Source organism: Cellulomonas flavigena DSM 20109, assembly GCF_000092865.1.
Taxonomy (GTDB): Bacteria; Actinomycetota; Actinomycetes; order Actinomycetales; family Cellulomonadaceae; genus Cellulomonas; species Cellulomonas flavigena.
On record NC_014151.1, the window covers coordinates 2138467 to 2151757 of the forward strand.

At 74.5% G+C, this 13291-nt stretch carries 12 protein-coding genes; 1 reads left to right on the top strand and 11 read right to left on the bottom strand.

Annotated elements, in window-relative coordinates; genetic code table 11:
• Positions 1-37: 37 nt before the first annotated feature.
• The 11 genes from CFLA_RS09740 to CFLA_RS09790 all read right to left on the bottom strand — a co-directional run bounded on the left by CFLA_RS09740 (position 38) and on the right by CFLA_RS09790 (position 10714).
• Entirely contained in the window at positions 38-1105 is a 1068-nt protein-coding gene (locus CFLA_RS09740) for a hypothetical protein (RefSeq protein WP_013117152.1), read from the bottom strand.
• Entirely contained in the window at positions 1102-2649 is a 1548-nt protein-coding gene (gene der / locus CFLA_RS09745; RefSeq protein ID WP_013117153.1) for a ribosome biogenesis GTPase Der, read from the bottom strand. Before der ends, CFLA_RS09740 begins: the two co-directional genes overlap by 4 nt.
• 70 nt (positions 2650-2719) lie before the next feature.
• Positions 2720-3445, bottom strand: a complete 726-nt coding sequence (locus CFLA_RS09750; protein ID WP_245530226.1) for a lysophospholipid acyltransferase family protein — start codon at positions 3443-3445, stop codon at positions 2720-2722.
• The gene (gene cmk, locus CFLA_RS09755; protein WP_013117155.1) at positions 3430-4128 is read right to left on the bottom strand and encodes a (d)CMP kinase; all 699 of its coding nucleotides are present in this window, start codon (positions 4126-4128) and stop codon (positions 3430-3432) included. The genes CFLA_RS09750 and cmk overlap by 16 nt, the downstream gene beginning before the upstream one ends.
• Positions 4125-5234 (bottom strand): prephenate dehydrogenase, encoded by a 1110-nt coding sequence (locus tag CFLA_RS09760; RefSeq protein ID WP_013117156.1) that lies wholly within the window; start codon positions 5232-5234, stop codon positions 4125-4127. The genes cmk and CFLA_RS09760 overlap by 4 nt, the downstream gene beginning before the upstream one ends.
• Positions 5231-6151 (bottom strand): pseudouridine synthase, encoded by a 921-nt coding sequence (locus tag CFLA_RS09765; protein ID WP_013117157.1) that lies wholly within the window; start codon positions 6149-6151, stop codon positions 5231-5233. The genes CFLA_RS09760 and CFLA_RS09765 overlap by 4 nt, the downstream gene beginning before the upstream one ends.
• On the bottom strand, positions 6148-6822 hold the full coding sequence (gene scpB, locus CFLA_RS09770; RefSeq protein ID WP_013117158.1) for an SMC-Scp complex subunit ScpB: 675 nt from the start codon (positions 6820-6822) through the stop codon (positions 6148-6150). The genes CFLA_RS09765 and scpB overlap by 4 nt, the downstream gene beginning before the upstream one ends.
• A complete protein-coding gene (locus CFLA_RS09775) occupies positions 6819-7787 on the bottom strand; it encodes a segregation and condensation protein A (protein ID WP_013117159.1) in 969 nt (322 codons plus the stop codon). The genes scpB and CFLA_RS09775 overlap by 4 nt, the downstream gene beginning before the upstream one ends.
• On the bottom strand, positions 7771-8634 hold the full coding sequence (locus CFLA_RS09780) for a ParA family protein (RefSeq protein WP_013117160.1): 864 nt from the start codon (positions 8632-8634) through the stop codon (positions 7771-7773). The genes CFLA_RS09775 and CFLA_RS09780 overlap by 17 nt, the downstream gene beginning before the upstream one ends.
• 108 nt (positions 8635-8742) lie before the next feature.
• Entirely contained in the window at positions 8743-9675 is a 933-nt protein-coding gene (locus tag CFLA_RS09785) for a site-specific tyrosine recombinase XerD (RefSeq protein WP_013117161.1), read from the bottom strand.
• 10 nt (positions 9676-9685) lie between these two features.
• The gene (locus CFLA_RS09790) at positions 9686-10714 is read right to left on the bottom strand and encodes a heme o synthase (RefSeq protein ID WP_013117162.1); all 1029 of its coding nucleotides are present in this window, start codon (positions 10712-10714) and stop codon (positions 9686-9688) included.
• A gap of 391 nt (positions 10715-11105) precedes the next feature.
• On the opposite strand from CFLA_RS09790, the gene tkt reads away from it, so the two are divergent.
• Entirely contained in the window at positions 11106-13274 is a 2169-nt protein-coding gene (gene tkt / locus CFLA_RS09795) for a transketolase (RefSeq protein ID WP_013117163.1), read from the top strand.
• The last annotated feature ends 17 nt before the right edge of the window (positions 13275-13291 follow it).

Below are 13291 nucleotides of genomic sequence, written 5' to 3' on the forward strand. Positions count from 1 at the left end.
CGCGCGCCTGCTCGGACACCATTGCCGTCGGTCGTCGTCACGCGGACGCGTCACGTTCCTCACGTCGCCGACGCAGCACCTCGAGCTCCGCGCTGACGACACCCAGGACCGCGAGGTCGACCAGGAGCCCCCACGACGCGTCCCACTGCGAGAGCCGGAACAGGAAGAACTGCGTGACGAGCAGGCTGACCAGCACGGCGCGGCGGAACCAGCGGTAGCCGTCCTCGGTGTCGTACCGGACGCGTGACAGGCCGACACCGGACAGCACGACGCTCGCGACCCCGGCGAGCAGCGCACCCGCGACCACCCAGCCCGGGGAGTCGTCGCCGCCTGCCCAGCGGGCGACCGCGCTGCCGACGGTGACGCCGGACGTCCCGACGAGCACCGCCACGGCGAGCCAGGGCACGAACCGGGCGCGCACGAGGGTGTGCAGGACGTGCACCGTCGCTGACGACACGGCCCCGACGGGGTCGGGCAGCTCGGCGTGGTCGTCCTCGACGCGCCGCAGCAGCGCGCGCGTCTCGGCCGCACCGGGCACGTCGCCCGCGGTGTCGAGGAACGCCTCGGCGCGTCGCCGGGCGGCGGGTGTGAAGCCGCCCGCGACGCCCGCGACGGCCTCGTCGACCGCGCCCGCGAGCGCCTCGCGCGGCTCGGGCGCCCGGCGGCCGTGCAGTGCGTCCGCGACGAGGCCCAGGACGACGACCGTGGCGTAGATGATGGCGGCGGTCGGCTCGTAGAAGTAGTCGTTGTCGGACGTGACGAACTTGCCGACCTCGTCGACGAACAGCCCGAACCCGATGCCGCCGACCAGCGCGCCCAGCGGCCGGAGCGACGGCCCGGCGAACGACAGCAGCAGGAGGAACGCGAGCGCCATGAGGAGCCCGCCCCAGAGCACGTGCGCGATGTGCAGGCCGTCGCCGCCGAGCTGCGGGTAGCCGGTCGCGGCGAGCAGCGCGCGTGTGAGCAGCACCGTGGCGGCCGTCGCGACGAGGAACGTCGCGAGGTGCCGCGGCGCGCGCGGGTCACGCGGCAGCCCCAGGCGCAGCAGGACGTGCGTGGCCGCACGCGCCGCGTCGGGACGTCCGTGGTCCGGCGCTCGGGTCACCGCTTGCGCTTCTCCCGCACCCGCACCGAGATGGTGACGGGCGTGCCCTCGAACCCGAAGGTCTCGCGCAGGCGACGCTCGATGAAGCGCCGGTACTGCGGCTCGAGGAACCCGCTGGCGAAGATCACGAAGCGCGGCGGACGCGTCGAGGCCTGCGTCGCGAACAGGATGCGCGGCTGCTTGCCGCCGCGCAGCGGGTGCGGGTGCGCGGCGACGAGCTCGCCGAGGAACGCGTTGAGGCGACCGGTGGAGATGCGGGTGTCCCACGAGTCGAGGGACCGCTCCAGGGCAGGCACGAGCCTGTCGGTGTGCCAGCCGGTGCGCGCGGAGACGTTGACGCGCGGGGCCCACTGCACATGCACCAGCTGCTGCTCGATCTCGCGCTCGAGGTACGGCCGGCGGTCCTCGTCCATCAGGTCCCACTTGTTGTACGCCACGACCAGGGCGCGGCCGGCGTCGATGACCTGCTGGACGATGCGGATGTCCTGCTCGGTCATCGGCTGCGACGCATCGACGAGGACGACCGCCACCTCGGCCTTCTCGATGGCCGCCTGCGTGCGCAGCGACGCGTAGAAGTCGGCGCCGGACGTCTGGTGGACGCGGCGGCGGATGCCGGCGGTGTCGACGAACACCCACGGCTTGCCGCCGAGGGCGACGAGCTCGTCGACCGGGTCGCGCGTGGTGCCCGCGAGGTCGTCGACGACGACACGCTCGGAGCCCACCACCTTGTTGAGCAGCGAGGACTTGCCGACGTTCGGACGGCCCACGAGCGCCACGCGCCGCGGTCCGTCCGGCAGGGGCGTGGCGTGTGCGGACACCGTCGGGAGCGCACGCATCGCGGCGTCGAGCAGGTCGCCGGTGCCCCGCCCGTGCAGCGCGGAGATCGGGTGCGGCTCCCCCAGCCCCAGCGACCACAGGACGGCCGCGTCCGCCTCGACCGCAGGCCCGTCGACCTTGTTGGCCACGAGCACGACGGGCTTGCCGGACCGGCGCAGCAGGCGCACGACCTGCTCGTCGGTGTCGGTGGACCCGACCGTCGCGTCGACGACGAACAGGACGGCGTCGGCCAGGTCGATCGCGACCTCGGCCTGCTGGGCCACGCGCTTGTCGATACCGGCGACGTCGACCTCCCACCCGCCGGTGTCGACGAGCGTGAACCGGCGGCCCGACCACTCGGCCGGGTAGCTCACGCGGTCGCGCGTGACCCCGGGGTTGTCCTCGACGACCGCCTCGCGACGCCCGAGGATGCGGTTGACGAGGGTCGACTTGCCGACGTTCGGGCGTCCGACGACCGCCAGCACGGGCAGCGTCGTCTCGATCTGCAGGTCGTCGCCGTCGAGCCCGCCGCCCTCCAGCAGCGCCAGGTCCTCGTCACCGAGCTCGTACTCGTCCAGGCCGGCGCGCAGCGCCCGCTCGCGCGCGGCGTCGTCGGCGTCGTCCGCGAGCGCGTCCCCGTCGTGCGGCCCGGGGGTCGCGGATGTCGCGGTGACGTCGTCGTGGTCGTCGGCCGAGGCGCGCGTGGTCGTGGGGTCGGGCTGCTCCATGCCGCCATTCTCCCCTGCCGCGCGCCCGCGTCGGGCCACGGCGCGTCGCCGGGTGGCGGGACCGCGCCCGTCAGTCGATCGCGCGAGGGTCGTCCGCGGGCAGGGAGATGCCTGTGCGCTCCTGCGCGGCGACGACGAGCTCGGCCATCGCGTCCCGGATCGCGACGGCGGCGCGGTCGATCGCCTCGCGACGCGACAGCCCCTCGACGGTGACGTCGAGCGGCTCACCGAACTCCACGACGAGCCGGCGTCGAGGTCCTGGCAGGCCGTGGGGCGACTCGCCCGTGCGGCGCGTGCCGAGGATCGCGACCGGGACGACGCGCGCGCCGCCGTGCACGGCGAGCCATGCGGCGCCGGCTCGGACCTGCTCGGCCGTGCCGCGGCCGCGGGTGCCCTCGGGGAAGATCCCCACCGCGTGGCCGCGGCGCAGCACACCCAGCGCGGACTGCAGGGCCGGTCGCCCCATGGTGCGGTCGACGGGGATCTGGCCTGCGGCCCGCAGCAGCCACCCCAGGGGGCCGCGGAACATCTCCGCCTTCACGAGGATGTGCAGCGGCCGCGGCGCGACGCCGATGAACAGCGGACCGTCGAGCAGCGTGACATGGTTCGCGGCGAGCACGAGCGCGCCGGTGCGTGGGACGCGCTCGGCGCCGACGACACGCGTGTCCCACACCACGCGCGCGAGGAACCGCCCGATCCATCGCGACCACGCGGGGCCCGCAGCCGACGGCACGTGCGGTGCCGTGGCGTCGCGGGCGCTCGTCGTGCGGCGCACGCCCGTCATCGCGCGGCGCACGCCCGCTCGACGACGTCGAGCACCGCGGCCACGGTCTGCTCGAGGTCGAGCTCGGAGGAGTCGACGGTGACGACGCCGTCGGCGGCGACCTGGAACTCCACCACCGTGGAGTCGTCACGGTCGCGGCGCACGATCTGGTCGTGCGTGGCGGCGATCGCGACGGCGTCGGCCGTGCCGTGCAGCTCGCGCGCGCGGCGGGCGAGGCGGGCCCCCTCGGAGGCCGTGAGCAGCACGCGGACGTCGGCGTCGGGGGCGACGACCGTCGTGATGTCCCGGCCCTCGGCGACGACCCCGCGCCCACCGGACCAGCCGGCGTGCCGCTCGGCGTCGATGACCGCCCGCTGCCGGCGTCCCAGCTCGGCGCGCGCGTCGAGGTTGGTCGCCACGGCGCTGACGTGCGACGAGATCTCCGTGGTCCGGATCGCGACACCCACGTCGCGTCCGTCGACCACGAACGTCGGTCCGTCCGGGTCGACGCCCACGACGAGCGGCAGGTCACGCACCGCGGCCGTGACCGCGGCCGCGTCCGTCAGCGGCACGCCCTGGTCGAGGCACCACCAGGTGGCCGCCCGGTACATCGCGCCCGTGTCGAGGTACGCCAGCCCCAGCCGGCGTGCGACCCCCCGGGAGACGCTCGACTTGCCGGACCCCGACGGCCCGTCGATCGCCACGACGGTGCTCAACTCACCAACCTCCAACCCCGAGCGGTCAGCTCGGTCTCCAGGTGCTCGGCACGTGCGGGCAGCACGGAGATCGACGCCATGCCGACCGGCCGTCCCGCGGCGTGCTCGAGCTGCAGGTCCTCCAGGTTCACGCCGGCGGCGCCGACGTCGCCGAGCAGGCGCGCGAGCTCGCCGGGCTGGTCCGGCACGAGCACGGTCACGACGGCGTACTGCTTGTGCGCGCCGCCGTGCTTGCCGGGGATGCGCGCGACGCCGGTGCCGCCGTCGGCGATGGTCCGTGCGATCGTCGCCAGCGCGCCCAGTTCGACGTCCTCGGGGCCGGTGGCCGCGGCGGCCCGGTCCAGGGCCCCGAGGACGACGTCGAGGTCGTCGCGCAGGACGGCCAGGACGTCGCGCACGGCCTCGGCGTTGGCCGCGAGGATCGACGTCCACAGCGCGGGGTCCGACGCGGCGAGCCGCGTGACGTCACGCAGCCCCTGGCCCGCGAGCGCGAGCGCGGCGTCGTCGACGCTCCGCAGGCGCGCCGCGACGAGGGACGCCGCGAGCTGCGGCACGTGCGAGACGACCGCGACCGCCGCGTCGTGCTCGTCGGCGTCCATGACCACGGGCACCGCGCCCAGGTCGACCGCGAGGTGCCGCACCGCGAGCAGCGCGTCGTCGCGCGACGAGCCCGAGTCGGTGAGGACCCACGGGCGGCCGAGGAACAGGTCGGGGACCGCGGCGGACGGACCCGAGCGCTCGCGGCCGGCCATGGGGTGCGACCCGACGTACCGCGCGAGGTCGGCACCCGCGGTGCGCAGCTCGGCCAGGACGTGTCCCTTGACGCTCGCGACGTCGGTGACGACGGCGGCGGGGTGCTCCGCGAGCGCGGCGGCGACGGCGTCGGCGGTGACGTCGGGCGGCGCGGCGACCACGACGAGCGCCGGTGCGGGCGACGCCGCGTCGACTGGCGTGCCGGCGCCCACGTCCCGCGCGAGGGCCAGTGCGGTGCGCGACGGGTCCTGCAGCTGCACGTCGACGCCGTGCTGCGTCAGCGCGAGGCCGACCGACGCACCCAGGAGCCCGGTGCCCACGACGCGGACCGGGCCGGTGGTGGCGACGTTCACATGCCCACCGCCGTCATGAGCGACCCGACCTCCGTCTTCGACAGCACGCGTGTGCGCCCGGGACGCAGGTCACCGAGGCGGATGGGGCCGATGCGGGTGCGCACGAGACGGTCGACGGGGTGGCCGACCTCGTCGAACAGTCGCCGCACGACCCGGTTGCGTCCTTCGTGCAGCACGACCTCGACGAGCGAGGCGTGGCTCGCGACCTGGACGACCTTGAACTCGTCGACGCGCACGGTGCCGTCCTCGAGCTCCACGCCCTCCTTGAGCTGCTTGCCCAGCGCGTCGCGCACGCGGCCCTGCACCTCGACGAGGTACGTCTTGGGGACGCCGTGCGAGGGGTGCGCGAGCCGGTTGGCGAGCTCGCCGTCGTTCGTCAGCAGCAACAGGCCCTCGGAGTCCGCGTCGAGGCGTCCGACGTGGAAGAGCCGCTCCTCACGGTTCGCGACGTACTGCGCGAGCGACGGGCGCCCCTCGGGGTCGTGCATGGTCGACACGACGCCCACCGGCTTGTTCAGCGCGAGCGTGACGACCGAGGAGTCGAGCTGCACGCGCATCCCGTCCAGGTGGATGACGGCGGTGCGCGGGTCGACGCGCACGCCCAGCTCGGTGACGACCTGCCCGGCCACGGTGACGCGCCCGGCCGCGATGAGCTCCTCGCAGGCGCGTCGCGAGCCCAGCCCGGCCGACGCGAGGACCTTCTGGAGCCGCACGCCCTCGGGGTCGTGCACGTCGACCGGCTCGGCCGCCGGTGCGGGGCGCCGCTGGGGCCGACGCGGCGTGCCCGTCCCGCGCCCGCCCGCGCCGCCGCGTCCGCCGGCGCCCGGCCGGCCACCCGTGCCGGGCTTCCCGCCGCTGCGGCCCGCACCGCCTGCGCGTCCGCCACCGCGGTGGCCGCGCGCTCCCGTGCCGCTCATCGTGATCCCTCTCGTCCGTCGTGCGTGTCGACGCCCTCCAGCTGCTCGATGTCGGGCAGGTAGGGCGCGAGCGGGGGCAGCTCGTCGAGGCTCGACAGTCCTATCCGCTCCAGGAAGTATCCCGTGGTCCCGTACAGCACCGCACCGCTGGCCGCGTCCTGGCCCACCTCGGCGACGAGTCCACGGGTCGTCAGCGTGCGCATGACGCCGTCCACGTTGACGCCGCGCACGGCGGAGACCTGCCCGCGACTGACCGGCTGGCGGTAGGCGACCACGGCGAGCGTCTCCAGGGCGGCCTGCGTGAGCCGCTGCGTCTGCCCGTCGACGACGAAGCGTCCCACGACGTCGCCGTACGCCGTGGCGGAGTAGATGCGCCAGCCCGCGCCCGCACGGCGCAGCTCGAAACCGCGCGGCCGGCCGCCGTGCTCGCCGCGGTACTCGGCCGCCAGCTGCGCCAGGAGCCCCTCGACGCGCTCGGTCGGCAGCGCGAGCGCCGTGGCCAGCCGCACGGCCGGGACCGGTTCGTCGACGACCATGAGGACAGCCTCCAGGGCGGCGAGGGCGCCGCCGGGCAGGGCCCCGACGTCGAACGCGAGCTCGTCGGGTGCGGAGGCGTCGCCGGTCGCATCCGGTGCGGCGGGCTCCGGCGTCGTGTCGCTGCTCTCGCTCATGGGGCAACCTCCTCGTCGGCGGGTGCCGTGACGTCCCCGGTGGCCGCTCGGCCGTCGTCGTCGGGCACGGCACCGTCCTCGCGGTCGAAGTCGTCGGACACCGTGATCTCGCCCTCGTCGCTGCCGGTCCACCGCACGGTCAGGTCGCCCAGCGGCTCGACCTGGTCGAACGCGACCGCGCCCTCCCGGAAGAGCTCGAGCAGCGCGAGGAACCGTACGACCACCACGACGGGCTCGTCCGCGTCGGCCGTCAGCGTGCGGAACGACGTGGCTCCGTGCCGGCGCAGCCGCTCGACGAGAACGGCGGCCTGCTCGCGCACGCTGACCGGTGGCGCGTGCAGGTGGCTGATGTCGACACCGGGGGGCGGCGGCTTGGGGGCCAGCGCCCGGGCGGCGAGCACGGCGAGCTGCTCGGGGCCCATCTGCCACACGAGCTCCGGCAGCAGTGCCGCGAGGTGCGGCTCGAGCTGGACGTCGCGCGCGTGCCGCCGTGCGCCGGCCTCGAGCTGGGTGCCGAGGTCCCCCGCGACGACCTTGTAGGCGCGGTACTGCAGCAGGCGCGCGAACAGCAGGTCCCGCGCCTCCAGCAGCTCGAGGTCCTCGGCGTCCTCGACGGTCGCCGACGGCAGCAGCCGCGCGGCCTTGAGGTCGAGCAGCGTGGCCGCGACCAGCAGGAACTCGCTGACCTGCGACAGGTCCCAGCCCTTGCCGCCGTCCGTCGCGGCGCGCTCGGCGGCGCGGATGTGGGCGATGAACTCGTCGGTGACCTTCGCCAGCGCGATCTCGGTGATGTCGAGCTTGTGCTTGGCGATCAGGCCCAGCAGCAGGTCGAACGGCCCGCTGAACACGTCGAGGTGGACCTCGAAGCCCGACGACCCGGACGGCGCGCTCTCCCCCGGCGCACCCTCCGGCGTCCTGGCCTGTCCGGTCGTGTCGTCGGGCGGGCCCTCAGGCGGCGTCGCCACGCGCGACGAGCTCACGGGCGAGCTGCCGGTAGGCCTCGGCGCCGGCGTGCGACGGCGCGTACTGCGTGATGGGCTCCGCGGCGACCGTCGCGTCGGGGAACTTCACGGTCCGGCCGATGACGGTGTGCAGGAGGGTGTCGCCGAACGCCTCGTGGACGCGGGCGACGACCTCGCGCGCGTGCAGCGTGCGCGAGTCGTACATGGTCGCCAGGATCCCGTCGACCTCGAGGCGCGGGTTGAGCCGGTCGCGCACCTTCTCGATCGTCTCGATGAGCAGCGCCACGCCGCGCAGCGCGAAGAACTCGCACTCCAGCGGGATCAGCACGCCGTGCGACGCGGTCAGCGCGTTCACCGTGAGCAGGCCGAGCGAGGGCTGGCAGTCGATGAAGATGACGTCGTAGTCGTCCGCCACCGGACGCAGCACGCGCGAGAGCACCGACTCGCGCGCCACCTCGCCGACGAGCTGCACCTCGGCCGCCGACAGGTCGATGTTCGCCGGCAGCAGGTCGAGCCCGGGCACGGCGGTGCTGCGCACGATCTGGTGGATGTCGGCGTCCCGCTCCATCAGCAGGTTGTAGACCGTGCGGTCGAGCTCGTGCGGGCTGATCCCCAGTCCGACCGAGGCCGCGCCCTGCGGGTCGAAGTCGACGATGAGCACGCGGCGGCCGTACTCGGCCAACGCCGCGGCGAGGTTGATGGTGGTCGTCGTCTTGCCGACGCCGCCCTTCTGGTTGCACATCGCGATGACGCGCGCGGGCCCGTGCGAGGGCAGCGTCGCGGGCACCGGGAATGCGGGCAGCGGGCGTCCCACCGCGTCGAGCACCTGCTCGGTCGTGTCCTGGCTCATCGGCTCACCATCTGCTCCCGTCGCCCCTCCGGGCCCACCTCGCGGGACAACCTACCCGAGGTGGCCGGTCAGGCAGGTGGCGACAGACCGGTGGGTGCCCGATCGGTGTCATCGGGCACGTGGGTGGCTGGCCGCGTACACCTCGCGCATCGTGTCCGGCGTCACGAGGGTGTAGATCTGCGTGGTCGCCACCGAGGCGTGCCCCAGCAGCTCCTGCACGACGCGCACGTCGGCACCGCCGGCCAGCAGGTGCGTCGCGAACGAGTGCCGCAGCGTGTGCGGCGACAGGTGGTCCGCGGCGAGCCCCGCCCGCTCGGCCGCGGTGCGCAGCACCGCCCAGGCGGACTGCCTGCTCAGCCGCGCACCACGGGTGTTGAGGAAGATCGCGGGCGTGCCCCGGCCGGCGGCCGCGAGCGCGGGACGCCCTCGCACGAGGTACGCGTCGACAGCCTGCGCCGCGTAGGAGCCCACGGGCACCACACGCTCCTTGCCACCCTTGCCCAGCAGCCGCACGGCACCCCGGTCGGGCGTGAGGTCGAGGTCGTCCACGTCGAGCCCGACGGCCTCGGAGATCCGCGCGCCGGTGGAGTACACGAGCTCGAGCAGCGCGCGGTCGCGCAGCGGCACCGGGCCGTCGCCGAGACCGGCCGCGTCCAGGAGGCGCGCGACGTCGTCGACCCCGATGGCCTTGGGCAGACGTCGCGGCTGCGCAGGCGGGCGCAGCTCGGCCGCCGCGTCGGTGGGCGCCAGCCCGTCGAGCGCGAGGAACCGGTGCCAGCCGCGCAGGGCGACGACGCTGCGGGCGGCGGACGCGGGTGAGAGCACCGCGCGCCCGTCGGAGCCGGTGCGCAGCACGAGGACGTAGTCCTCGGCGTCACGTTCCGTGATCTCCGCGGGCTCGGTGCGTCCTCGTGCGTGCAGGTGCGCGACGTACCGCGTGAGGTCGCGCCGGTAGGCGGCCAGCGTGTGCGCCGCCAGTCCCCGTTCGACCGCGAGGTGGGCGAGGTAGCCCTCGAGCGCGGCGGTCAGACGGTCGGCCACGGCCGCGCGGTCACAGCGGCAGGAAGACGTCGACCGTGACGGCGACGGACAGCAGCGTGAGGTAGGTGATCGACCCGTGGAACACGGTCATCGCACGCAGCGGCGGGTGCTGCGGGTCGCGGGCACGGCGCAGCAGCCCGACGCACAGCCACAGGAACCACAGCCCGAGCGCGGTCGCGACGAGCCCGTAGACCCAGGTCATGCCGCCGACGGGCCACAGCAGGAGCGAGCACGCGATCATCGCGACGGTGTAGGCGATCATCTCGCGCGCCACGCGGGTGTCGGCGGCCACGACGGGGAGCATCGGGACTCCCGCGGCGGCGTAGTCGCGCCGGAACTTCATCGACAGCGGCCAGTAGTGCGGCGGGGTCCAGAAGAACACGACGCCGAACAGCAGGCACGCCTCCCAGGAGATGCCCCCGGTGACCGCCGACCAGCCGATGACCACGGGCATGCAGCCTGCGGCGCCGCCCCACACGATGTTCTGCGACGTGCGGCGCTTGAGGATCATCGTGTAGCCGACGACGTAGATCAGGACCGCCGATGCGGTCCACAGCGCGGAGGCCGGGTTGACGGCGAACCACATCCAGGTGAGCGACACGGCACCCAGCACCAGGCCGAACACCAGCGCGGCGCGCGCGGTGACCCTGCCGGTGACGATCGGCCGGCGCCGGGTGCGGTTCATCACCGCGTCGATGTCGTGCTCGAGGTACTGGTTGAGCGTGTTGGCCGCCCCGGCCGCGCCCGCCCCGCCGAGCAGCGTGGCGGCGACCAGGCCCAGCGACGGCATCCCGCGCGCGGCGAGGAACATCGTGGGCACCGTCGTGATGAGCAGCAGCTCGATGACGCGCGGCTTGGTGAGCGCGACGTAGGCGCCGACCGTGCCGCGCACGGCCGACCAGCCCCGCCTGCGCGGGCGGGCGGGCGCATCCTCCGCCGTCGGCACCTCCTGCGGCGCGCGGGACGTCGAGGCCGCTGCGGTGACGACGTCGGCACCGGGGCTGCTCGCGTCGACGGACGCGGGGGTGGACAGGCGCACGCGCTTCGGTCTCCGTTCGTGGAGGGCGGACGAGGCCGCCGACGACCGCGTGGGCGCTGGCGGAGCGGGACCGAGGTCCCGGGCCCATGGTACGCACCCGGTGCTCGCACGTGGCGCTGCGGTGCGACGCGGCACCTCTCGTGCGCGTGAGATGCGTCGCACTTCGTGCTGATCAGGTGCGCACCGCGCTCGCCGGGGTGCGCGGCAAGCGCTTGCCACCGGGGATGGACCGCATGCGCGTGTCCCGTCTCGTCCGCTATAGGCTCGCGGCAGCAGACATCCCCGTCCGACGACGCGACGGGGCCCCAGCCGGACGCGCCGCTCCCTCGTGGTCGCTGCCCGGAGACGCTCGGAACGACGCCCCGCGCGTGCGGGACGGGAATGAGGTGCGGTGAACGCGAAGGCTCCCCTGGCCACCACGGTCGGCTGGTCCGACCTGGACCTGCGCGCGGTGGACACCACCCGCGTGCTCGCGGCGGACGCGGTCGAGAAGGTCGGCAACGGCCACCCCGGGACGGCGATCAGCCTCGCCCCGGCGGCCTACCTGCTCTACCAGAACGTGCTGCGCCACGACCCGACGGACCCGCAGTGGCTCGGGCGCGACCGCTTCGTCCTGTCGGCGGGCCACTCCAGCCTGACGCAGTACATCCAGCTCTACCTCGGCGGCTTCGGCCTGGAGCTCGAGGACCTGCAGGCGCTGCGCACCTGGGGCTCCAAGACCCCGGGCCACCCGGAGTACCGCCACACGGCCGGCGTCGAGATCACGACCGGCCCGCTGGGCCAGGGCCTGGCCTCGGCCGTCGGCTTCGCGATGGCCGCACGCCGCGAGCGCGGTCTGCTCGACCCCGAGGCGGCGCCCGGCGAGAGCCCCTTCGACCACCACGTGTACGTCATCGCCTCCGACGGCGACCTGCAGGAGGGCGTGACGAGCGAGGCCTCGTCGATCGCCGGCACGCAGGAGCTCGGCAACCTCGTCGTGGTGTGGGACGACAACCACATCTCGATCGAGGGTGACACGTCGATCGCGTTCACCGAGGACGTGCTCGCGCGCTACGAGTCCTACGGCTGGCACGTGCAGTCCGTCGACTGGACCGCCGGCGGCGAGTACCGCGAGGACGTCGACGCGCTGCACGCGGCGATCGAGGCCGCCAAGGCCGTCACGGACAAGCCGTCGTTCATCCGCCTGCGCACGCTGATCGCGTGGCCCACACCGGGCAAGACCGACGACCACTCGTCGCACGGCTCGAAGCTGGGCGGCGACGCGATCCGCGGCCTCAAGGAGATCCTCGGGTTCGACCCCGAGCAGACCTTCGAGGTCGCCGACGAGGTCATCGCCCACACGCGCTCGCTCGCCGGGCGCGCCGCGCAGGACCGCGCCGGATGGCAGCAGAAGTTCGACGCGTGGGCCGCGGCGAACCCCGAGCGCAAGGCGCTGCTGGACCGGCTCCGCGCCGACGAGCTCCCGGAGGGCTGGGCCGAGGCGCTGCCGACGTTCCCCGCCGGCAAGGCGGTCGCCACGCGTGCCGCGTCCGGCGAGGTGCTCTCGGCGCTGGCCCCGGTGCTGCCCGAGCTGTGGGGTGGCTCCGCCGACCTCGCGGGCTCGAACAACACGACCATGAAGGGCGAGCCGTCCTTCCTCCCCGCGCACCGCTCGTCGCACGAGTTCGCGGGCGACCAGTACGGTCGCACGCTGCACTTCGGCATCCGCGAGCACGCGATGGGCTCGATCCTGTCGGGCATCCGGCTGCACGGCCTGACCCGCCCGTACGGCGGCACGTTCTTCACGTTCTCCGACTACATGCGCGGCGCCGTGCGCCTCGCGGCGCTCATGGGCGTCAACGTCACGTACGTGTGGACGCACGACTCCATCGGCCTCGGCGAGGACGGCCCGACGCACCAGCCGGTCGAGCACCTGACGGCGGTGCGCGCGATCCCCGGCCTGGCAGTCGTGCGCCCCGCCGACGCCAACGAGACCGCGGCCGCCTGGAAGGCCTCGCTCGAGCGCACCGACGGTCCCGTCGCGCTCGTGCTGACCCGTCAGAACGTCCCGACGTTCCCGCGCGGCGAGGACGGCTTCGCCACGACCGACGGGGTCGCCAAGGGCGCGTACGTGCTGCTCGAGGCGTCGTCCGGCACCCCCGACGTCGTGCTGATCGCCACGGGCTCCGAGGTCCAGCTCGCCGTCGAGGCGCGCGCGACCCTCGAGGCCGCGGGCGTCGCGACGCGCGTCGTGTCGGCGCCCTGCCTCGAGTGGTTCGCAGAGCAGGACGAGGAGTACCGCGAGTCGGTGCTGCCGTCGTCGGTCCGGGCCCGGGTGTCGGTCGAGGCCGGCATCGCGCTGTCGTGGCACAAGATCGTCGGCGACGCGGGCCGGACCGTCTCGATCGAGCACTACGGTGCGTCGGCCGACTACGAGCGCCTCTACCGGGAGTTCGGGATCACCGCCGAGGCCGTCGTGGCCGCGGCGCACGAGTCGGTCGCGGCGGCGCGTGGGACGTCGGCGCCGTCCGACCAGCCGGCCGCCCCGTCGCAGTCCGGCACGGGCGACCTGCCCGCCTGACGCACGAACCGTGACGG